The organism is Hyphomicrobium sp. (genome assembly GCF_019744875.1).
Lineage (GTDB): Bacteria > Pseudomonadota > Alphaproteobacteria > Rhizobiales > Hyphomicrobiaceae > Hyphomicrobium_C.
The window spans coordinates 175960-197447 of sequence record NZ_JAIETU010000002.1 but is presented as its reverse complement, the minus strand read 5'-3'; the positions used below and the strand labels follow the sequence as shown (position 1 = coordinate 197447).

Below are 21488 nucleotides of genomic sequence, written 5' to 3'. Positions count from 1 at the left end.
GACCGGCTCCACAATCGTGGTGGACGCGCCGCCCGCCGACCTGGAAAGTGACCGCCAACCCCTGAACCCGGTGTCCGATGCCGAATGTCACCCTGACTGAAGTTGCCCTGTTGCTGGCCGCCATGGCGATCGCCCCGCCGCTGGCGCGCCGCTTTGGCATCGGCACGGTCCTGGGCTACCTGCTGGCCGGTATCGCGCTGGGGCCCCACGGCATCCGCCACGTCTTCTCCAGCTACGAAGCCCACGAGATCCTCGAGTTTTCGGAATTCGGCATCGTTCTGCTGCTGTTCCTGATCGGTCTCGAACTGCGCCCCAAACGCCTGTGGGCCATGCGCCAGGGCATCTTCAGGCTGGGTGGCGCGCAGGTTCTGTTGACGGCGCTGGCGATCGGCACCGTGGCCGCGCTGTTCGTCGACCAATGGCAGACCGCGCTTTTCATCGGCCTGGCGCTTGCGCTGTCGTCCACGGCCTTCGCCCTCCAGGTCATGGAAGAGCAGGGGGATCTCGCCGCGCGTCACGGGCGGCTCGGCTTCGCGGTGCTGTTGTTTCAGGACCTCGCCGCGATCCCGCTCATCGCGCTCGTCCCCTTGTTTGCCTCCGCCGCCGGCGGGGTGAGCCAGCCGATGGACCTCGCCGCCGCGCTGTGGGGGCTGGGCACCATCCTTGCCGTCGTGCTGTTCGGCTATTTCGGCCTCGACACCTTCATGCGCCTCGTCGCGCGCACGAACGTCAAGGAGGCGATGACGGCCGCGGCCCTGCTGACCGTGGTCACAGTCTCGCTCCTGATGCAGAAGGCGGGCTTGTCCGCGTCCCTCGGCGCATTCATCGCCGGCGCACTGCTGGCCGAAAGCTCCTACCGCCACCAGCTCGAAGCCGACATTCAGCCGTTCCAGGGCTTGCTGCTGGGCCTGTTCTTCACGGCCATCGGCATGTCGCTCAACGTCGCCCTCGTGCTCGAGCAGCCCCTGCTCGTGTTCGCGCTCGCCGTCGGGCTGGTTCTGGTGAAGGCCGGTATTCTCTATGTGCTGGGCCGCATCGCGGGCCTTGGCGAGCGCCCAGCGCGCCGCCTCGGCCTCTCCCTCAGCCAGGGCGGCGAATTCGGCTTCGTCCTGTTCACGGCCGGACTGACGGCCGGCGTGATTTCCGATCCCGTCAGCGATCTCCTGATTGCCGTCGTTACGATCTCGATGGCCGCGACGCCGCTCCTTCTCGCCATCGAGCGCCGCCTCTCGGCGCGCGCGGGAGGCGAACCGTCGCCGTCCTTCGACAAGCTGCCCGGCCGCGATGAGCACGTCGTCATCGCCGGCTTCGGCCGCTTCGGCCAGATCGTGGCCCGCGTGCTGCGCGGCAAGAAGATCCCCTTCATCGCCCTCGACATCTCCGCCGAGCAGGTGGAGCTCGTGAAGAAGTTCGGCGCGCAGGCCTTCTACGGCGATGCGAGCCGGGCCGAGATCCTGGAAGCGGCGCAGATCTCGCGCGCCCGCGCGTTCGTCCTCGCCATCGACGACATCGAGGCCTCGATGCGCGCCGCCGAGTTCGTCAAGCGCCGCTTTCCCGATACGCCGATCTACGCCCGGGCCCGCAACCGCAACCATGCCCTGCGCCTGCTCGACCTCGGCATCACGACGGTGCAGCGCGAGACGTTCCTGTCCGCCCTGGAGACGACGCGCCAGGTGCTGGTCGGCCTCGGATACACGGAGCGCGAGAGCGAGCGCGTGACAAAAACCTTCCGCGCCCACGACGAGCGCCGCCTGATCGAGGACTACGCCCACTACAGCGACATGGAAAAGCTCCAGGCCAAGGCTCGCAGCGACTATGCGACACTGGAGCGCCTGTTCGAGGAGGACGCCGCCGACAACCTGGACGCAGACGTGCCCCCACGGCCCGCCAAGCCCGCAAAAGCGCCTCCGCCGCACCAAAAAGAGCCGGAGAACGATCCGACCGGAAACGAGGCGGCCTGAGGGCCACGGCGCGGGGCCGTGACGCGAGGTGGGAGAGGGGGAGCCTCGCGGGAAAGCGCGGTAGACGCCACCGGCTTGCCCGGCTAAATGTGCCCCAGCAATGGGCGAAAGCCCTCGATTTCTGCAGGGGACAGGTTGGACATGGGCGAGGCGCAAGACACAATGATGACAAACGGCGCCACAACCAGGGATATGGCCAACGCCATCCGCGCACTCGCAATGGACGCGGTGCAAAAGGCCAACTCCGGCCATCCCGGCATGCCGATGGGCATGGCCGATGTTGCGACGGTTCTGTTCACCGACGCCCTCCGCTTTGACCCGGCCGATCCCGCTTGGCCTGACCGCGACCGCTTCGTGCTGTCGGCGGGCCATGGATCGATGCTGCTGTATTCGCTGCTCTATCTGACCGGCTATCCCGAGATGGACATCGGCCAGCTTGCGAACTTCCGCCAACTCGGATCCAAGACGGCCGGTCACCCTGAATATGGCTATGCGCCGGGCATCGAGACCACCACCGGCCCGCTCGGCCAGGGCATCGGCAACGCCGTCGGCATGGCGCTGGCCGAACGCCTGCTCAACGCCCGCCACGGCGACGATCTCGTCGGCCACTACACCTATTGCCTCGCCGGCGACGGCTGCCTGATGGAAGGCATCAGCCACGAGGCGATCTCGCTCGCGGGCCACCTGAAGCTCGGCAAGCTCATCGTCCTGTGGGACGACAACTCGATCTCTATCGACGGCCCGACGTCGCTGTCCGTCTCCGACGATCAGGTGAAGCGCTTCGAAGCCTCGGGCTGGAACACGATCCGTGTCGACGGCCACGATCCGAAGGCGATCTCCGCCGCGCTCGCCAAGGCCCGCGCCGACAGCTCGAAGCCCTGGCTCATCGCCTGCAAGACGGTGATCGGCTACGGCGCGCCGACCAAGGCCGGCAAATCGTCGACGCACGGCGAACCGTTGGGCGTCGAGGAAATCAAAGGCACGCGCGAAAAGCTGAACTGGAGCGCCGCGCCGTTCGAAATCCCGGCCCCCGTCCTCAACGCCTGGCGCGCGCTGGGTGCGAAGGGCGCCGCCGAGAACGCAGCCTGGAAGGCGCGTCTCGCCAAGGCGCCCGCCGCCGCGAAGACCGCGTTCGACAGCCCCGCTGCCGCATCGCGCACGAAAGAGCTCGCCGCCGCCATCGCCGCCGCCAAGGCGCAGTTCGCAGCCGACGCCGCGAAGAAGGCGACGCGCGTCTGGTCCCAGCTCACGCTTGAGCATCTCGTGCCCGCGCTTCCCGAGTTGCTCGGCGGATCGGCCGACCTCACGCCCTCGAACGGCACGCGCACCAAGCATCACAAGGCCGTCGAGCCCGGCAACTACGCGGGCGACTACATCCACTACGGCGTGCGCGAGCACGGCATGGCCGCCGCCATGAACGGCATCTCGCTGCACGGCGGCTTCATCCCTTATGGCGCGACGTTCCTCGTCTTCACCGACTACTGCCGCCCGTCGATCCGCCTCTCGGCGCTGATGCACCAGCGCGTCGTCTACGTCATGACGCACGACAGCATCGGCCTCGGCGAGGATGGCCCGACCCATCAGCCGGTTGAGCATCTGGCGGCGCTGCGCGCCATTCCGAACCTGCTCGTGCTGCGCCCCGCAGACGCGCTCGAGACGGCGGAGGCCTGGGAGATTGCGCTTTCCGATCCGAAGCGCCCATCCGTGCTTGCGCTCTCGCGCCAGGCGGTGCCGACTGTGCTCCGCACCGGCTCGGTCGAAGAGAACGCATCCGCCAAGGGTGGATACGTCGTGAGCGGCGGCGCCAAGCGCGACGTCACGCTGATCGCCACCGGCTCTGAAGTGGGCCTCGTCGCGGAAGCGGCTGCGGCGCTTGCGAAGGACGGCATCAACGCCGCCGTCGTCTCGATGCCGTCGTTCGAACTGTTCCGCGCCCAGCCCGAAGCCTACCGCGAGGACGTCCTCGGCACAGCTCCGCGCATCGCCGTCGAGGCGGCCATCGCGCAGGGCTGGCACGAGTGGCTTCGGCCCGGCGACCGCTTCATCGGGCTATCGGATTTCGGCGTCTCGGCGCCGGGCCCGAAGGTGTTCGAGCATTTCGGCCTGACCGCTCCCAAAGTCGCCGACGCCGCCCGCGCCATCGCCAAGAAGGGCTGACGGTCCGCACATGCGCTCATTGCCCGTCCTGGATGGGGACCTGGATCCCGGCAATTCTTGCAGAGCAAGACTTCGCCATGACGCCAGGTGAGAGTGAACTTAGGGCGCGCCGTCAGCACACCCATAACGTCATCCCGGCGCAGGCCGGGATCCAGACACGTCAGATCGCCCGACACGCAAGATCATAAGCGCCGCGCCAACTTCATCGGAACGCCCAACCTCATCGGTACGCAATGAACCTCGACAAGCTCAAGACGACGGACGGCCTCGACCTTGCCGGCAAGCGCGTGCTCGTGCGCGCCGATCTCAACGTGCCGGCCAAGAACGGCGTGGTGACGGACGCAACGCGCCTCGAACGCGTCGTCCCGGGCCTCAAGGCGCTGGCGGCGCGAGGCGCGCGCGTGATCGTGCTCTCCCACTTCGGCCGCCCGAAGGATGGACCCGACCGGGAGAACTCGCTAGCAGCCGTCGCCGAAGCGCTCGGCAAGATCGCAGGCACGCCCGTGGCGCTCGCGTCGGACTGTGTCGGCGAGGCCGCGCAGAAGGCCGTCGCAGCACTCCCCAACGGCGCTATCCTCGTGCTCGAAAACACTCGCTTTCATAAGGGCGAGGAAAAGAACGATCCCGAGTTCAGCAAAGCCCTGGCAGCCCTCGGCGACCTGTTCGTCAACGACGCCTTCTCGGCCGCCCATCGCGCGCACGCTTCGACCGAAGGCGTGACGCATCTGCTGCCGTCCTATGCCGGCCCGTTGATGATGGAAGAAATCTCGGCCCTTCGCACGGCGCTGGAGCAGCCGAAGCGTCCAGTCGCAGCCGTCGTGGGCGGCGCCAAGGTCTCGACCAAGATCCCCGTCCTCACCAATCTCTCCGCCAAGGTCGACAAGCTGATCATCGGCGGCGGTATGGCCAACACGTTCCTGCTCGCGGGCGGCGTCGAAATCGGCAAGTCGCTGGCTGAACCCGATCTCGTCGAGACCGCGCGCGAGATCATGCACGCCGCCAAGGCGCGGAGCTGCGAGATCGTGCTGCCGCAGGACGTCGTCGTCGCCGGGCGTTTCGAAGCGGGCGCCCCCTCGCGCACCGTGCCGACCATCGACGTCCCGAAAGACGAAATGGTCCTCGACGTCGGCCCGAAGACGGTGGCGCATTACGTCGATGTGCTCTCGCGCTGCGAGACGCTGCTCTGGAACGGCCCGCTCGGCGCGTTTGAAATTTCGCCCTTCGGCGAAGGCACCTTTGCGCTTGCACGCGCCGCCGCCGAACGCACGAAGGCCGGCACGCTTACGTCGGTGGCCGGAGGCGGCGATACGGTGGCCGCGCTCAACGCTGCCGGCGTAACGGACGACTTCACCTACGTCTCGAGCGCGGGCGGCGCGTTCCTCGAATGGCTCGAGGGGCGCGAGCTTCCTGGCGTCACGGCGCTGACGCGGTAGAATTGGGTCGCGAGACGTGAGAGTGACGAAACATGGGTGACGAAACCCATGGGAAGCTCGCAACGTAGTCTCCTGGTGCCCTCCCCATGGAGCGTTGCTAACCCGGAAAGTGCTGACGATGTTCGCAGAAGCTCATCTCTATCTCGGCGTTGCGCTGGCGGGCCTCGTGAGCTTCCTGTCGCCGTGCGTGCTGCCGCTCGTGCCGCCCTACCTCGGCTATCTCGGCGGCACCACGTTCGAACAGCTCTCCGATGAAAAAGGCCTCGAAAGCCATGTCTGGCGCCGCGTGGTGCTCGCGTCGATCTGCTTCGTGCTGGGCTTCTCGACGGTCTTCATCGCTCTCGGCGCAAGCGCCTCCCTGATCGGCCAGTTCATCCAGACCTGGCGTGCCGAGCTCTCGATCGCCGCCGGCATCGTGATCATTCTGTTCGGCCTGCACTTCCTCGGCGTCCTGCGCATCCCATTCCTGCACGTCGAAAAGCGCTACCAGCACGATAGTGAAGGCGCGAGCCTCGCAGGCGCCTATGTCATGGGGCTCGCGTTCGCCTTCGGTTGGACGCCGTGCATCGGCCCCATTCTCTCGACCGTGCTCGCGCTCGCCGCCAACGAAGCGAGCCTGGGCGCCGGCGTGCGCCTGCTTGCGGTCTACTCGCTCGGCCTCGGCGTTCCGTTCGTGCTGGCCGCGATCGCCATCCGCCCGTTCCTGTCGTTCATGCAGCGCTTCCGCCGCCATCTCGGCCTCATGGAAAAGATCATGGGCGCGCTTCTCGTGCTGACGGGCATCGCCTTCCTGAACGTGTTCGACTGGTTCTCCATCCAGGCCATCGGCCAGTGGTTGATCGAGACGTTCCCCGGCCTCGCGCGCATCGAGGAGATGATGACGCCGGACAAGCTGCAGCAGGATCTGCGCAACCTCACACCGGGGGGCTGAGCCTTGGCGCATACTTCGATCGCGCTGACGATTGCGGGCTCCGACAGCTCGGGCGGGGCAGGCATCCAGGCCGACCTCAAGACGTTCACGGCCCTCGGCGTGTACGGCGCCTCGGTCATCACCTCGATCACTGCGCAGAACACGCAAGGGGTGCAGGCGGTCTACAAGCTGCCGGCCGGCATCATCTCGGCGCAGCTGACGTCCGTGGCGGACGACCTCGGCGTGCGCGCCATCAAAACCGGCATGCTGGCCGACCGCACCACTGTGCAAGCCGTCGTGCGCGGGCTCGCGGCGTTCCGCGGCGTGCCGCTCGTCGTTGATCCTGTCATGGTGGCGACCAGCGGCGACGTGCTGCTCGAACCCGAAGCCATCGACGCCGTGCGCACCGAGCTTTTTCCGCTCGCCGATATCGTGACGCCGAACCTGCGTGAGGCGGCCCGCCTGCTCGATGCGCCGATGGCGACATCGCTCGACGAGATCGAGGAGCAGGCCCGCCGCTTGCTCGCCTTCGGCCCCAAGACTGTTCTCGTCAAGGGCGGCCACGGAGAAGGCAGCGACGCAACTGACGTGCTGGCCTTCCAATCGGGTTCGCTGCGCTTCTCGGCTCCTCGCATCGCCACGCGCAACACGCACGGCACAGGCTGCACGCTGGCTGCCGCCATCGCCGCGCGGCTCGCAATCGGCGACAGCGTGCCGACGGCCGTCAGCGCCGCAAAGACGTTTGTCTGGAATGCGATAGAAGGCGGCCGCACGCTCGTTGTCGGCAAAGGCGACGGCCCCGTCGATCATCTCCACACAGTGCGTCGGCATTAACTGTTGCACACCTGCATCGCGCCGGGATCAATGCTCCGGACCACTCTTGAAAGCCAGGCACGCTTCTGCAACTCTCCCGTTCGTGCAGCAGCCGGACGTCGGGGGGCGGATCGCGCAGCGCACACACTGCACTCTTTGGGGGGAGCAGGACGGCGATCAGGGACGCCGCGATGCTCGGCAAAAAACCGGTCCGGATTTATCCGGGCCGGTTTTTTTCTTGCTGCCATCTCGTGCGCGCCGGACCTCTGCTAAATCCCGCATGCCGAAGGCCCGAGCCGCGGCAGAGGATAGAACCACGATGCGCAACGATGGACATGAGGGAGAGGGCCGCGGCGCATCCGCCATCTCGCCCCGCGCGTCCTACAGCCTCCGTCTCGCGGTCTTCTACGGCGCGCTGTTTCTGATTTACGGCATCCATCTTCCGTATCTGCCCGTGTGGCTCGATTGGCGCGGCCTCACGCCCGAGCAGATCGCGCTCGTCACCGCAGCACCGTTCTTCCTGCGCCTGTTCGTGACCCCCGCCGTCGCCATTCTCGCCGACAGCACCGCCCGCCATCGCTCGCTCATCATTGCGCTTACGGGCCTGACGCTGGTGCTGGCGCTCGTCCTGAGCCAGATGGAAAGCTTCCTCCTCATCCTGGTCGTCTCGCTCGCGTTTGCGATCTCGCTCTCGACCGTGATGCCGTTGACCGAGACCATCGCCATCGCCGGCGTGCGTGCGCACGGGCTCGACTACGGCCGCATGCGCCTTTGGGGATCGATCACGTTCGTCGGCGTGGGCTTTGCGGGCGGCTGGATGATCGACCACGTTGGCCCCGGCGTGGTTGTCGGATGCATCGCGGCAGGCGCGGCAGCCACAGCCGCGTCGGCCTGGCTGCTTCCCGATCCCGGATTGAAATCGCAGATGGCTCCGCCCGTGGATTCGGGGGCCCGCGCGCCGCCGTTCGGGCGCATGCGCGAAGCGGCAAACCTCGTCCGCTCGCCGGTGTTCCTAGCCTTCCTGCTGGCGGCCGGCGCCGCCCAAGGCGCCCACGGCATGTTCTACACGTTCGGCGCGCTCACCTGGAAAGCGCAGGGCATATCCACGGCCGCCGTCGGCGCGCTCTGGGCCATCGCCATCGCAGGCGAGGTGTTGCTGTTCGCCTACTCTAGCCAGGTCGTGCGCCGCTGGGGCCCCGTGACGTTGATCGTGGCTGCGACCGCCGCCGCCGTGCTTCGCTGGGCGCTCATGAGCCTGTCACCGCCGGTCGGGGTTCTGATCGCGCTGCAGACCTTGCACACACTGACCTACGGCGCCTCTCACCTCGGCGCGATGCACTTCATCTCGCGCGCTGTTCCGGAGAGCGCGCAGGGCACGGCCCAGGCGCTCTATGCCACCGTCGCCTCCGGCGTGCTGATGGGTGTCGCGACGCTGTCGTCGGGCTGGCTCTATGCCCGCATCGGTCCGCACGCCTATTGGGCCATGGCGGCGCTGGCCGGGCTCGGGTTCGCGGGCGCGCTCTATGTTCGTGCCCGCTGGAGCGGAAACCTGCTCTGGGGCGATACAAGTCGAACCGCAGCGCAAACGTAGGCGAGGTGCTTAGCCCCAGAGCCGCGACGGCGGCGGCCGGATCAGCCCATCGGCAAACTGCGCCGGAGGATTGCGATCCTCCGCCAGTAGCAGCGGGCCGTCGAGATCGACCCAGTCTGCATCAGACGCCAGCGCAAACGCGGGCGCGACCGCGAGCGACGTCGCCACCATCGACCCGATCATCACGCGAAAGCCCGCAGCCTTCGCCGCCGCCGACATCGCCAGCGCTTCGGTGAGCCCACCGGCCTTGTCGAGCTTGATGTTCACGGCCTCGTAGCGCCCGATGAGGCCGCGCACGTCCGCGGTCGTGTGCGCGCTTTCGTCGGCACAGACCGGCACCGAGCACATCAGCCCTTCGAGAATGTCGTCCGCATCGACAGGCAGCGGCTGCTCGACGAGCTCGAAGCCGCTCTCGTCCGCCGCCGCGAGAAACGGCCCCACCATGTCGTCGGTCCAGGCTTCGTTGGCGTCGGCAACGAGGCGCGCATCGGGCCGGGCGTGCCGCACGGCCGCCATGCGCTCGATATCACCCGCGCCGCCCAGCTTGAGCTTGAGCAGCCGATGCCCCTTCGCCTCGCGCGCCGCGATGGCCATGGCTTCCGGCGCACCGAGACTGAGCGTGAAGCACGTCTCGACCGCCATCGATGCGTCGAAACCGAGCCGCTGCGCGACGCTCACACCGCTGGCCTTGGCCTCATAGTCCCAGAGCGCACAGTCGAGGGCGTTGCGCGCTGCCCCGGGCTTGAGCGCGGCAGCAAGCGCTTCGCGTGCGCCCGCCGCATCCCGTGAGCCGAGCACGTCACCGCGCGCGGCAAGTGCTTCGATCTCGGCCACCACGCTTTCCGGCGTCTCGCCGTAGCGGGCGTAAGGCGTGCACTCGCCGCGCCCCGTCACACGGCCGTCTGAGAGCGAGACAGCGACGACGATGGCGTGCGTTTTCGTCCCGCGCGAGATGACGAACGGCACCTTCAGCGCAAAGCGCTCGACAGAGACGGACAGCCTGAGATGGGTCATCGCGAGGCTAGGCGATGCGCCCGCTCATATGAGCGAGGAAGAGATATACGCGGCCCATGTCGGACAGGAGATGCGCGTTGACCGCGCGGCCCGACGGATCGCGCTGCTCGGCGTCGCGGCGGATGTTCTCGAAATCCATCAGGTAGTGATTGATGGTCTGCTGCAGGTCGGCGTCGCTGCGATAGCGCACGCTGAGATCGTCGAAGATCGCCTGGCCTTCCACCGAGTAGATGCTGCGCACCATCACGCCGCGCTGGCCGGACGCGATCCGCTGCCAGAGCGCCGCCGTCGTCGCCGGATCGAGCGCGCGCGCAATAACCTCGATCTGATTGTGGAACGGCATCGGCTGTGGCGCGGGGGCTGCGTGCATACCGCCGCCGTGATGAGTTTCGTCGTCCTGCGAAGCGCGCTTAAGCAGGTCGCCGAGCGACCAGGCGTCGCGCGTCTCCTGAGGCGCGGGGGAGGGCGCCGACGGGCGCGGCAGCGCGGCCTGATAGGGCGGCACCGGCGAACGGCCAGGGGTACCCCAGCCGGGCTGCGCCGCCGGCGCACCTTGAGAGCGTGCCTCGGACACATAAGAGCCCGTCAGCGACGAGGGGCCCGCGCCCGAAGGCATCGGCTGCGGCAAGGACACGTCGCGTGCGGCCAGCGAACGCGTCGTGAGGTTGGACAGATGCTCGATCGCGCGAAGCTGGTCCTGCAGCGCCCGGCGCATCTGCTCGGCGCTTTCGCGCGAGGCGGCCGGCAGCCGGTCCATCTGCTCCTTGAGGCGAACCTGCTCGGCCGCGATGTCGGCGGCGGCCCGGCGCGCGCGCTGGCGCACTTCGTCGGAGGTCTGGTCGATGCGCGTCGTGAGCGACGACAGTTGCTCGCTGACGACGCTGGAGATCGACGAGAACCGGTTCTTCATTTCGTCGAGCGCGCGATCACCCTCGGCACCCGCCTCGAGCCGGAAGCGTTCGAGATCGGCCAGCGCCGAGTGCTTGGCCGCTTCCGCGCTCGCGCGGAGCTGCTCGGCGGTCGCCCTGGCGCGCTGCTCGGCGCTCGTCAGCGAGCCTTCCATCGAAGACGAGAAGCCTTCGACGAAGCGGCCGAACTCGTCGGCCTTGCCCGAGAGCTTGTCCATGGTCGAGGTCAGCTCGGCGTGGCGGCCCTGCAGCGTCGACTCGATCTTGAAGTTGGCGTTCTCGAGCGAATTGGCCGCCCGCATGATGGCCTGGCCCTGGCCTTCGAAGCGATTGGTCACGGCGTTCACCTGCCCGAGCAGGTTTTCCGAAACGCGCTTCAGCATTTCCGACTGACCGGCGAGCCCTTCGATGGCCTTCATCGACTGGCGCGTGATGTTCTCGCTCGTCCGGCGCACGGAGTTGATGCCGTGCATCAGGCTCTCGTCGAGATTGACCGCCTGGCGTGAAATCGTCTCGCTGAAGGTGCGCGCGTGATTGTCGAGCGCGCTCGTGAGTGCGCGCGCCTTTTCGGCAACCGCGGAATCGATCGTCATCGTCGAGCGCACGATGGACTCGTCGAACGACTTGAGCCGCTGTCCGAACGCCATGTCGAGCGCCTTGGTCCGCTCGACGAGCTGGATGTCGAGCGCCTGCGCGCGGTTGGTGAGCGACGTATCGAGCGCACGCGCGTATTCCTCGAACACGAGCTGAAGCTTCTCGGTGCGGTTGGTGAGCGACGTATCGAGCGTCTCGACGTAACCGGAAATGGCCGACTGCAGTTGGTCGGTGCGCGCGCCGAGCGCCATGGCGAGGCCGGACGTGTAGCCTTCGAGCATGACCTGCAACTGTTCGGTCTTACCGCCGAGCGCCGACTCGAGCCGCTCGGTGCTCTGGCCGACGGCGGATTCGAGCGCCGTCAGGTTGTCACCCGCGCCCTTGATGATCTGCGCTAGCGTCATCTGCTGCGACGACAGCCGGTCGATCAGCGCCGGAATATCCGTGCCGAGCGTCTTCAGCGTATCGGTGACGCGTTCGCTGGTGTCGACCAGCGCATGCCGCTCGCCCGAGAGTTCCTGAATGAGACCGCGGATCTTGCGTTCGTTTTCCTCGTAGGAGCGTTCGAGCGCCGTCACCTCGTTGTGGACGAGAGCTTCCAGTTCGCCGGCGCGGCCGAGCGCGCGCGAAATGGCGTCGTTCATGAACGCCACCTGCCGCCGCACGGCCTGCCCGAGCGAGGCGACAGACTGCTCCGCCATGCGGTCCGGTTCCGCGAGGCGGATGGCAACCTCGGTCATGGTCGAGGAGCGCAGCTTCAGCTCATCCGACCGCCACGCCAAAAGCGCCAGCGCCCAGAGAACCGCGATGGGCACGATGATCGCGGTTGCCACGAGGAACGTGCTCGGCTTTTCGAGCAGCGACATGACCGTGGCGCCGTTGTCGAGTTCGGCGCTCACGATCACATACGAGAAGCCGAGACAGATGAACAACCAGACGGCCGTCGCGATGCCCGCATACTTGAACGGCGCTGACGACGGCTTCTGCTCAAGCGCATAGATGAGGCCGCCGATGGAGGGCGCGTCGTCGTTGGCTGCGATCTTGCCGCGCGGAGGGCCGGCCGGACGCCGCCGCGCCAGCCGCCGCATGCCCGGCTCCAGAGGCTGGGCGTCGTTGGCGCGCGTATTGACGGGTAAGGCGAGGGCCTGCGCGGCCATGTTCGGCAGCGGCGGAGGCATGCGGTGATTGACGGTCGCCAGCGGCGAACCGAGGTTCGGTGCCGACGGCTCAGCCCCGACAATCGACAGAGAATCCGATAGGGAGCGAACGCTCTCGGCCGGAGGTGCGGGCGACGGCGAGGGCGGCGCTGGGGAAGACGCCATTGCAGCTGCATCTCGTGGCAGGGCCGGCGGTGACGAAGGAGGAGGGGAAGAGGGCGCAGCCGGGCTCGCCGATCCGCCAGGGGGCGGAGGCGTCACCTCGGGCGGCGTTTTTTGCGACGCCGCCGCGCCTGATTTCAATTCCTGACCCATCCACCCGTCCGAACCGGCCGCACGCCGGTGCCCCGCACCATGTTATCGCAGTCGGAGGGTTCTGCTCAAACGGGTTTTCGCCCGCAAGCCGTCCCGTCAACGCTCTTTTTTACAGCCGGCCCACGTGCCGGATGACGCTCGGATAGGCCGTTTTTAGGGCCAAATGAAGTTGGCGCCCCGGACCCGGGGGTGCGGCATGGTTAATTGGGTCTTGCATTGCGGCGCCCAATTAGAGATACTGCATTTACAAATATTTAGTGGGATAGGCTCACAAATTAGTACAGGCATGCGCCCTAAGGCGCGGCCTTTGGGCGGTAAACACAACTCGACGACCAGAACCCAGGATCTCGACCATGAGCTCCGAACGAAATCGGGCTTTTCAATCTTCCCTGAGCGGCTACGCGCTTGATACCCAGGCCGTCCTGATGGATGCGCTGCCGCCGATCGACCGCGCGCACCTGGCCCGCTACACCCTCGGCAGCCTCACGCTCGAGCGGGAAATCCTCGGTCTTTTCCTGGCCCAGCTTCCGCTGAGCATTGAGCAGCTCCGCTTCGCCGCTACCGACCGGGAATGGCAGATTGCCGCACACACGATCAAGGGTTCGGCGAAATCGGTCGGCGCCCGCCATGTCGCCCGTATCGCCGTCGATGCCGAGCACACCGCCGGCGTGATGGTTGAGGAGGAGAGGGTCCGCATCCTTGCTGCCCTCGAGGACGCCTGCGAGGCCATCGAGGCCTACGTTGAGGAAGCCCTCGGCCCGCAAGACCCCATCCACGCCTGAGCCCCGGCCACCGGCCCTGCAACGTCCGGCCCTGCCACGCCCGCCCCGCACCTGACCGGTCTGCGTCCCAGGTCCGCACCCTAACATGCGGAGCCCTGAGCCATTTTCTCAAGGCTCCAAACTCGCGACGCGCGGCGCGAGCACCCTTGAATTCAAGTCCTGAGGCCATTAATCCTGCCGCCACCGCACCCGGACGGGTGAGGGCGATGCCGCACGCTGGAGCAAGCCGACGATGGTCAAACTCACGTTCATTCAGCCGGACGGCGCCAACCAGACGGTCGAGGTCGAGCCCGGCCTTACGGTCATGGAAGCAGCCAAGCTGAACGACATCGCCGGCATCGAAGCCGAATGCGGCGGCGCGTGCGCCTGCGCCACGTGCCACGTCTATATTGATCCGGATTGGGTCGCCAAAACCGGCAAGCCCGCCAGCATCGAAGAAGATATGCTCGACTTCGCCTTCGACGTGCGCAAGGAGAGCCGCCTGAGCTGCCAGATCAAGGTCACGGCGGACCTCGACGGGCTCACCATGCGCGTTCCGGCCAAGCAGTTCTGACGCGCGGCCAAGCCAAGGATTTAGGAGAACACGAATGGCCCTGGACGATGTCGCAGAGGCGACGCAAGCGGGCGTATCCACGTTCGACGCCGTGATCATCGGTGCGGGCCCCGTCGGCCTCTTCGCCGTATTCGAGCTCGGCCTGGTCGACATCAAGACCTGCGTCATCGACATCCTTGGCAAACCGGGCGGCCAGTGCTCCGAGCTTTATCCCGAAAAGCCGATCTACGACATTCCGGCCCTCCCGACCGTCACCGGCCAGGAGCTGACCGAGCGCCTGATGGAGCAGATCAAGCCGTTCGGCGCCGAGTTCGTCTTCGGCGAGCGGGTCGATGAGCTCCAGCGCCGCGAGGACGGAAGCTTCTTCCTCAAGACCGACGCGGGCCGCGAGATCGTAGCCAAGGTCGTCGTCATCGCAGCCGGCGGCGGCTCGTTCACGCCGAAGCGCCCGCCGCTCGAAGGCATCGAAGGCTACGAAGGATCGTCGGTGTTCTATGCCGTGCGCCGCATCGAGGATCTGCGCGGCCGCGACGTGCTGATCGTCGGCGGCGGCGACAGCGCGCTCGACTGGACGCTGAGCCTCGCGCCGGTGGCCAAGTCTCTCACGCTGCTTCACCGCCGCGACGAATTCCGTGGCGCGCCCCACTCCGTCGATAAGATGCGCTCGCTGGTGGCCGAGGGCAAAGTGCGCCTCGTCATCGGTCAGGTGACCAAGCTGCACGGCGACGGCAAGACGCTCTCAGGCGTCACCGCCAAGACGGCCGCGGGTGAGGAGCAGCTCACCGTCGATGCCATGCTGCCGTTCTTCGGTCTCACCATGAAGCTCGGGCCGGTCTCGTCGTGGGGATTGAACCTCAACGAGAACCTCATCCTCGTCGACACGGAGAAGTTCGAGACGAGCGAGAAGGGCATCTTCGCCATCGGCGACATCAACACCTATCCCGGCAAGCTGAAGCTCATCCTGTCCGGCTTCCACGAGGCCGCGCTGATGGCGCAGCAGGCGCACAAGTACGTGCATCCCGAAAAGAAGCTGATGTTCCAGTACACGACCTCGTCGTCGAGCCTGCAGAAGAAGCTCGGCGTGAAGTAAGCCGCCAGGAAAGGGCGCTATCAGCGAGCCACGCTCACACGCGTGTCATTCCAGGCCTTGTGCCTGGGACCCATGGTTCCAGATGGGAAAGCGGCACCGATGTCGCTCCACCCGTCCCGTCGCACCAGCCGAGCACTGGATCCTCGGCATAAAGCCGAGGATGACAGGAGGCGGCCACCGCACAATGCCCGCGCTTAGCGCCCCGCGATGGAGCGCTCGTAGACGAGCGCGAGCTTGGCGAAGTCGCGGACGGGAATCTGCTCGGCCCGCTCCGTCGGCGAGATGCCGGCGGCGTCCAGAAGTTCCTCCGGATTGGGAACGAGCGTCTTCAGAGATGCCCGCAGCATCTTGCGCCGCTGTCCGAACGCCGAAGCCGTGACACGACCGAGCGCCGCCACCGTACACGCCGGCTGCGGCGCGCTGCGCGGCGTAAACACCACGACGGCCGAATCCACCTTCGGCGGCGGCGTGAAGGCTTCCGGTTTCAAGGTCAGTGCGATGTGGGCTTCCGCACGCCACTGCGAAATCACCGATAGCCGGCCATAAGCCTTGCTGCCCGGCTCCGCCACGATGCGCTCCGCAACCTCTTTCTGGAACATCAGCACCATGCGGTCCCACCAGGGCGGCCAGGGTTCCGCTTCAAGCCAGCCGATCAGGAGCACCGTCGCCGCGCCGTAGGGCAGGTTGGCCGCAATGATGGCCTTGCCGCCACCGAGAAGAGCCGGCCAATCGGCTTCGATCGCGTCGCCCTCGTGAACCGTCAAGCGTCCGGGATAGCGCGCGCTGATTTCAGCAAGAGCGGGCAGGCAGCGCGAATCCCGCTCGACCGCGATGACCCGCCCCGCGCCCTCGAGCAGCAGCCCACGCGTAAGCCCGCCGGGGCCCGGCCCCACCTCGACCACCGTGCGCCCGTCGAGCGATCCGCCCGCCCGTGCGATCCGCCGCGTGAGGTTGAGATCAAGAATGAAATTCTGCCCGAGGCTTTTCTTCGCCGCGAGATCGTACCGCCGGATCACCTCGCGCAGAGGATCGAGCCCGTCCGGGCTCGCCCCGCCGCGCTGTGTCGGGCTGATCTGTTCCGGCCCAGTGGTGTCGGCGTCGTCGCCGGAGCTGCCGTCGGCGCCAATCATGAAGCCCCCGCGCCAAAGCGCTTGCGTGCAATCGCATCCGCCATCTTGAGCGCTTCGATCAAGCTCGTCGCCTGTGCCCCGCCCGTACCTGCGAGCGAAAACGCCGTGCCGTGATCGGGCGACGAGCGCACGAACGGCAAGCCGATGGTGACGTTCACACCGCGATCGAACGCCAGCGTCTTGATCGGGATCAGCGCCTGATCGTGATACATCGCCAGCACCGCGTCATAGGTTGCGCGCGCCGCGGCATGGAAGAGCGTGTCGGCCGGGTAGGGGCCGGTAACGTCGAGGCCGTCGCGAACGAGCGCCGCGATGGCGGGCGCGATGAGGGCCTGGTCTTCCGAGCCGAGCCGGCCGTCCTCGCCCGCATGCGGGTTGAGCCCCGTGACGGCAATCCGCGGCCGCACAAATCCGAAATCGGACTGCAGCGACGCATGCAGGATCTTCGCCGTGGCGATGATGGCCTCTGTCGAGATCGCGCCCGCCACGCGCGCGAGCGGAATATGCACCGTGAGCGGCACCACGCGGAGTTCTTCGGAGGCAAGCAACATCACGGGATTGGGCGCCGCCATCCCAAAATGCGCGGCCGCCAGCGCGCCGAGATATTCGGTATGGCCGGGATGCGAGAAGCCGTCCGTCATCAGCACGGCTTTGGAAATGGGGTTGGTGACGACGGCACGCGCGCGCCCATCGCGTACGGCCAGCACCGCGCTGTCGATGGCATCCACGACGGCACGCGCATTGCGCGCGTCGGGCGTACCCGCCGCAACCGGCGCGGCGCACGCAATCGCGCAGACCGGAAAGCGCGTTGCAAAAGCCTCCTGCGCCTCGCGCGGATCGCCGACCACGGCGACCGGCACGTCGAGACCGAGCGCCGCCGCGCGCGCCCCAAGCGCCTCGGGATCGCCGAAGAACGCAAATGGAGCGAGAGCGTGCGCATCGCGCGCAAGCCAGGCGGCCAGAGAAATGTCGAGGCCGATGCCCGCCGGGTCGCCCATCGTAAGAGCGAGAGGTGTGAGAGCGAGGTGTGTGTGTGACGACGAACCCGGCCGAGCCTCAGCCGGGACGGCCGGACCCGAAGTGGAGCGGATCATCAGCGGATCTCGATGGCCGCGTCCTGCCGCAGGTCCTTGAGATGCTTCTGGGCCAGCACGTCGAATTCCTTCTGGCGCAGCTCGTTCGTCGCCGCCTCGCGCCGCGACACGTCCTGCCCGCCTTCGGATTTACGTCCGCACAGCGCCCACAGCTCGATGCCGCCCGCGCTCACGCTGGCCGGCAGCAGACTGCCCTCGGAGGCGTTCAAAAGCAGGCTCCGGGTGGGCTCGGGAATGGTGTTCGGCTTGCGCAGCCCCAGGTCTTCGTGGCGCCCGCCCGCCGTCGTCGCGAGCTCACCCATTGATCCGCAGCCCTGGAAGCGCTGCGCCAGCGTGTCCGCCTCGGCGATCCGCTGCGCGATGACCGCCTGATCGACTGACGACGGCAGCGGCAAGGTGATGCGCTGGACCTGCAACTCTGTCTCGGCGTCGGACATGGCCGTGGTCGCCACGAAATCGTCGACGTCGCGCTCTGTGATCGCAACGAGATGGCCGAACCGCTTGCGCACCACCTCGCGCCAGGACATCTCGGCCCGGAAGCGCGCCTTCATCGTGTTGATATCGACGCCCATGCCCTGCATGTGCTTGCCGAACTGTTCGAGGTTCATCTTGTTGCGCTCGGCGATACCCGAGATGATCTTGTCGACGTCGGCATCGTCGGTCAGCGCGTTCTGCTTGCGCGCTTCCTGAAGCTTGATCTTTTCCTCGATCAGCTCCTGCTGGGCCTTGGCCTTGGAGCCCGACACAGCGCCGGCGCGAGCTTCCTTCTTGAGCTGGGCGACCATGTTGCCCTGCAGCTCCTTGATGTACTTCGTCTGCAGCGCGCGCGCCTCTTCCTGCGTCTGCACGTTGTTCTTCTGCAGCAACTGTTTGAAGCGCTCGTTGGTCTTCGGATCCTGCACGATCGACTTCCAGCGCGCCTCGGCCTTGGCCTTGAAATCCGCGCCACCTCCGCCGCTCTGGAGCGCGATGAACGAGGCGCGCTGCTCGATCTCGTAGGCCGTGATCGGCTCGTCGTTGACGAGAATGGCGATGCCCTGGGCGCCCTTGCGCTTGGTGATCTTGCCGCCCTCGGCAGGATTGACCAGCTCGATGTTGCCCGTGCCGGTCTCACCCGGCGGCGTAGCCGCCGCCTGCTGGTTCTTCGGGTCCTTCGCGGCGCACGGGGTCACGACCGCAAAGGCGGCGCACAGCGCGATCGCTGCCGACGTCCGCATCAGATCATGGAAGTGCAAAGGCATGGGCCCAGTCTCTAGGATCAGTGTCTCTACGATCAGCGTCTCTAAGGATCAGTCCATCACCGAACGGTTCAGCGATCGGGCTGGAACGCATTGCCCGATGCGGCTTACGGCGGCGGACGGAAACCGGATGGGGCGACAACGCCCACGCACCAAATCACCTCACGGAGAATACCGCTTGCCGCAGCATACGCAAACCGCGTCGCTGTTATCCACATCAACCGTGGCAGAGCAATGGCGGACCCTGCGGCATCGTAAATAGGCCCTGCCGAATCAGGCGATTAGGCCGGACGCGCGCCTCCCGGGCACCCTTCCGCGGGGCTTAGCGCGTTCCCGCGAGAGCCGACGCATCCTCGCCGCCCATGAAGTCGACGACGTTGGTCTGATAGTTGAAGCCGCCCAGGTTCTTCATTTCGAAGCGCAGCATGACCGTGCGATCCGGCTCGATGAAGCGGGCGGGGTCGTTGATGTATGTCTCGCTGTAGGTGGCGCTCAGCATGAAGCATTCGTCGAGGTAGGCGAGCCGGATGGAGTCCGTCAGCACCTTGGCTTCGTCGAGGTCGTAGCGCATCGATCCGGACAGCGTCCAACGATCGGTCAGGCGCAGCGCCATGAAGCCGAGAATGTCTTCCTGCTCGTCGTACGTTTGCGTCAGCGTGTCGAACACGTCGCCGTAGGTATACGTCGCAGACGCGATCAGCGGACCGTAGTTGAAGCTTGCGGTCAGATCTTCGCGACGCAGCGTCATGTCGTCTTCATCGAAGCGCGACTGCGCGATGACGCGGAACACGTCCGTGGGCGCGAGGTAGATGCCGAGCACATAGTCAGACTTGTCCGTCTCCAGGCCGCTGCGCGCGTTGAACTGGTCGGAATTCTCGTTGTAGGCGTTTTCGCCGCTGAGATGGATGCTCTGGCCTGCCAGCACGCGGGCATACCCCACCGGTCCCTGGAAGGTGTACTGCACGCCGACGTTCGCGCGCACGCCCGTTTCGAGGCGGTCGTAGCCGGAGAACTTGCTGGTCTCGAACAGGTTGGTGTCGTCGAAGATCAAGCTTTTCGCATCTTCGTCCGGCAGGTCGTCCTGGCGCACGCTGGCATTGTGCGCAACGATCTGTCCGATCGGCTCGATGACATGCGAGCTCGAGCCCGTATTGGCGACCCACGGATAGGACACGGTTGCACCACCCGTCGCGAGGCCGCGCACAAAGGTGTCGTCGAGGCCCGCCGTCAGTGGGTTCGAAGGATCCTCGTAGTCGATCTGGTAGATGTCGCCGCGCAACTCGCCGAAGGGCGTGTAGGTGATGCCGATGGCGTCGGTGAAGCGGCGGCGCCACTTCACTTCGGTGATCACGCGGTTCATGTCCTGGCTGATGAGGCCGTTACCGTTGTTCACGTCCGAGCGCGACAGGCTGAGCGCGTTCGACCGCCACGTCAGCTCGCCGCCGACCACCGGATCCTTGAAGACGTAGTTGTGATCGATCACCGGATGCACGAGCGATTCAGACTCGTCCGTATCGTTCACGAGCAGGCCGCCGAACTGATAGGCCTTGGCGCTGAAGTAGCTCCGGTCGCCGAGACCGACGAGCCAGAGATCATTGACGCGGTCCGTCAGCAGCACGCTGTCGAGCTTGTAGAAGCGGCGGAAGGAGTCGTCGCTCTCGACCGTGACATCCCAGCCGTAGCTCCACCAGCTCGAGAGCGAGAAGCGGCCGCGCGTCTCGACGCTGCCGCGCCAGCCGTCGAGGCTGCGGCGCTGGTCTTCCGTCACGCCCGCGCTGAGCGGAAGGTCGGTATAGTCCTGGTCGATGCCCGCGAGATTGACGTAGTACTCGCCATTGGCGAGCTTCTGGCGCCAGTCGCCCTGCCACAGCACGCCCTGCTCGGACATGTAGCGGGGGCGGAACGTGAAATCGTAAGTCGGCGACAGCGCGTAGTAGTAGGGCAGCTCGACGAAGATGCCGAGATCGTCCGAGTTGCCGTAGGTCGGCGCCAGGAAGCCGCTCTTGCGCTTCACCGACGGGTCGGCGTGCTCGAAGTAGGGCAGGTAGCCGATCGTCACGCCATACAACTTGAACTCGGCGTCCTGATACGAAATCGTCGCTGCCGACTGATCGTGGATGATGCGCTTGGCGCCGATGCACCACAGCGGCGGAACGTTGCCGTCGCTTTTGCACGCCGTGAAGGTCGCCTCGGAGAATTCGGTCACGTTGCCTTCGCGCCGCTCGCCGCGCTCAGCAGTGATACGCGAGTCATCGCGCGTTACGACCGACAGCGACTGCACGAAGCCATCGCGGAAGTCGTCCGTCAGCGTGTAGCGATCGGCGCGGATGACGTTGCCGTTGGCTTCCTTGAGCTCGACGTTGCCCGAGGCCGTAAGCGTGTTCGCGCCCTGGTCATAGATGACCTCGTCGGCCGTCAACACGTTCTTGTTGTAGTAGATTTCGACGTTTCCGCGCGCGATCACGCGGTTGCCCTTGGTGTCGTAGACCAGCTCATCGCCCTGCAGGTAGAGCGGCAGCGACTTGTCGAGCTGTTGCGGCTTGCCGAACATTCCGCCTTGAGGCTTCGGGAACGCGGATCCGTCGGACGCCGTAAACGTTTCGCGGTCGCGAACGCTCTGGGCGTGCGCAGGAGCGGCAACTGAGACAATCGCGAGCGCGAGCAGGGCTGCAAGCACGCGAAACCGCCCGCGTTCCGCCACCGTTTGGCAGGAACCCGCTGGGCAGGACTCAGTGCATGTCGGCAGCA

The 21488-nt window shown here is 66.5% G+C and carries 15 protein-coding genes; 9 read left to right on the top strand and 6 right to left on the bottom strand.

Annotated features, from left to right (window positions below):
- Positions 1-77: 77 nt before the first annotated feature.
- The 6 genes from K2Y42_RS01010 (at position 78) to K2Y42_RS00985 (ending at position 8865) form a co-directional block, all read left to right on the top strand.
- Positions 78-1961: a cation:proton antiporter gene (locus tag K2Y42_RS01010; protein WP_291147518.1), complete on the top strand. Its 1884-nt coding sequence runs from the start codon at positions 78-80 to the stop codon at positions 1959-1961.
- A 141-nt stretch (positions 1962-2102) separates the two neighbouring features.
- Positions 2103-4118: a transketolase gene (tkt, locus tag K2Y42_RS01005; protein ID WP_291147516.1), complete on the top strand. Its 2016-nt coding sequence runs from the start codon at positions 2103-2105 to the stop codon at positions 4116-4118.
- A gap of 233 nt (positions 4119-4351) precedes the next feature.
- On the top strand, positions 4352-5551 hold the full coding sequence (locus K2Y42_RS01000; protein ID WP_291147514.1) for a phosphoglycerate kinase: 1200 nt from the start codon (positions 4352-4354) through the stop codon (positions 5549-5551).
- Between the two features lie 118 nt (positions 5552-5669).
- Positions 5670-6482 carry a cytochrome c biogenesis protein CcdA gene (locus K2Y42_RS00995; protein ID WP_291147512.1) on the top strand — a complete coding sequence of 271 codons (813 nt, stop codon included), beginning with the start codon at positions 5670-5672 and terminating at the stop codon, positions 6480-6482.
- Positions 6483-6485: 3 nt separating this feature from the next.
- The gene (gene thiD, locus K2Y42_RS00990; RefSeq protein ID WP_291147510.1) at positions 6486-7295 is read left to right on the top strand and encodes a bifunctional hydroxymethylpyrimidine kinase/phosphomethylpyrimidine kinase; all 810 of its coding nucleotides are present in this window, start codon (positions 6486-6488) and stop codon (positions 7293-7295) included.
- A gap of 298 nt (positions 7296-7593) precedes the next feature.
- Positions 7594-8865, top strand: a complete 1272-nt coding sequence (locus K2Y42_RS00985; protein WP_291147508.1) for an MFS transporter — start codon at positions 7594-7596, stop codon at positions 8863-8865.
- Positions 8866-8874: 9 nt separating this feature from the next.
- Here K2Y42_RS00985 and dgcA read toward each other — a convergent pair whose 3' ends face one another.
- Positions 8875-9879 (bottom strand): N-acetyl-D-Glu racemase DgcA, encoded by a 1005-nt coding sequence (gene dgcA, locus K2Y42_RS00980; protein WP_291147506.1) that lies wholly within the window; start codon positions 9877-9879, stop codon positions 8875-8877.
- Positions 9880-9886: 7 nt separating this feature from the next.
- Positions 9887-12703: an apolipoprotein A1/A4/E domain-containing protein gene (locus tag K2Y42_RS00975; RefSeq protein ID WP_291147504.1), complete on the bottom strand. Its 2817-nt coding sequence runs from the start codon at positions 12701-12703 to the stop codon at positions 9887-9889.
- 503 nt (positions 12704-13206) lie between these two features.
- On the opposite strand from K2Y42_RS00975, the gene K2Y42_RS00970 reads away from it, so the two are divergent.
- The 3 genes from K2Y42_RS00970 (at position 13207) to K2Y42_RS00960 (ending at position 15278) form a co-directional block, all read left to right on the top strand.
- Positions 13207-13635, top strand: a complete 429-nt coding sequence (locus K2Y42_RS00970) for an Hpt domain-containing protein (RefSeq protein WP_291147503.1) — start codon at positions 13207-13209, stop codon at positions 13633-13635.
- 232 nt (positions 13636-13867) lie between these two features.
- Entirely contained in the window at positions 13868-14188 is a 321-nt protein-coding gene (locus K2Y42_RS00965; protein WP_291147501.1) for a 2Fe-2S iron-sulfur cluster-binding protein, read from the top strand.
- 34 nt (positions 14189-14222) lie between these two features.
- Positions 14223-15278, top strand: a complete 1056-nt coding sequence (locus tag K2Y42_RS00960) for an NAD(P)/FAD-dependent oxidoreductase (RefSeq protein ID WP_291147499.1) — start codon at positions 14223-14225, stop codon at positions 15276-15278.
- 194 nt (positions 15279-15472) lie between these two features.
- Here K2Y42_RS00960 and rsmA read toward each other — a convergent pair whose 3' ends face one another.
- The 4 genes from rsmA to K2Y42_RS00940 all read right to left on the bottom strand — a co-directional run bounded on the left by rsmA (position 15473) and on the right by K2Y42_RS00940 (position 21417).
- Complete coding sequence (rsmA, locus tag K2Y42_RS00955) at positions 15473-16408, bottom strand: 16S rRNA (adenine(1518)-N(6)/adenine(1519)-N(6))-dimethyltransferase RsmA (RefSeq protein WP_291147497.1); 936 nt, start codon at positions 16406-16408, stop codon at positions 15473-15475.
- Positions 16405-17502: a 4-hydroxythreonine-4-phosphate dehydrogenase PdxA gene (pdxA, locus tag K2Y42_RS00950; protein WP_291147495.1), complete on the bottom strand. Its 1098-nt coding sequence runs from the start codon at positions 17500-17502 to the stop codon at positions 16405-16407. The genes rsmA and pdxA overlap by 4 nt, the downstream gene beginning before the upstream one ends.
- Positions 17502-18743, bottom strand: coding sequence for a peptidylprolyl isomerase (locus tag K2Y42_RS00945; RefSeq protein ID WP_291147494.1), 1242 nt, complete (start codon positions 18741-18743; stop codon positions 17502-17504). The genes pdxA and K2Y42_RS00945 overlap by 1 nt, the downstream gene beginning before the upstream one ends.
- Before the next feature lie 319 nt (positions 18744-19062).
- Positions 19063-21417, bottom strand: coding sequence for an LPS-assembly protein LptD (locus tag K2Y42_RS00940; RefSeq protein WP_291147492.1), 2355 nt, complete (start codon positions 21415-21417; stop codon positions 19063-19065).
- Positions 21418-21488: the final 71 nt, after the last annotated feature.

What these genes read in the sequence shown, in the direction of transcription:
- K2Y42_RS01010 (WP_291147518.1), top strand. Translation starts at nt 78, where the DNA reads ATGCCGAATGTCACCCTGACTGAAGTTGCCCTGTTGCTGGCCGCCATG.
- tkt (WP_291147516.1), top strand. Translation starts at nt 2,103, where the DNA reads ATGGGCGAGGCGCAAGACACAATGATGACAAACGGCGCCACAACCAGG.
- K2Y42_RS01000 (WP_291147514.1), top strand. Translation starts at nt 4,352, where the DNA reads ATGAACCTCGACAAGCTCAAGACGACGGACGGCCTCGACCTTGCCGGC.
- K2Y42_RS00995 (WP_291147512.1), top strand. Translation starts at nt 5,670, where the DNA reads ATGTTCGCAGAAGCTCATCTCTATCTCGGCGTTGCGCTGGCGGGCCTC.
- K2Y42_RS00985 (WP_291147508.1), top strand. Translation starts at nt 7,594, where the DNA reads ATGCGCAACGATGGACATGAGGGAGAGGGCCGCGGCGCATCCGCCATC.
- dgcA (WP_291147506.1), bottom strand. Translation starts at nt 9,879, where the DNA reads ATGACCCATCTCAGGCTGTCCGTCTCTGTCGAGCGCTTTGCGCTGAAG.
- K2Y42_RS00975 (WP_291147504.1), bottom strand. Translation starts at nt 12,703, where the DNA reads ATGGCGTCTTCCCCAGCGCCGCCCTCGCCGTCGCCCGCACCTCCGGCC.
- K2Y42_RS00970 (WP_291147503.1), top strand. Translation starts at nt 13,207, where the DNA reads ATGAGCTCCGAACGAAATCGGGCTTTTCAATCTTCCCTGAGCGGCTAC.
- K2Y42_RS00965 (WP_291147501.1), top strand. Translation starts at nt 13,868, where the DNA reads ATGGTCAAACTCACGTTCATTCAGCCGGACGGCGCCAACCAGACGGTC.
- K2Y42_RS00960 (WP_291147499.1), top strand. Translation starts at nt 14,223, where the DNA reads ATGGCCCTGGACGATGTCGCAGAGGCGACGCAAGCGGGCGTATCCACG.
- rsmA (WP_291147497.1), bottom strand. Translation starts at nt 16,408, where the DNA reads ATGATTGGCGCCGACGGCAGCTCCGGCGACGACGCCGACACCACTGGG.
- pdxA (WP_291147495.1), bottom strand. Translation starts at nt 17,502, where the DNA reads ATGATCCGCTCCACTTCGGGTCCGGCCGTCCCGGCTGAGGCTCGGCCG.
- K2Y42_RS00945 (WP_291147494.1), bottom strand. Translation starts at nt 18,743, where the DNA reads ATGCCTTTGCACTTCCATGATCTGATGCGGACGTCGGCAGCGATCGCG.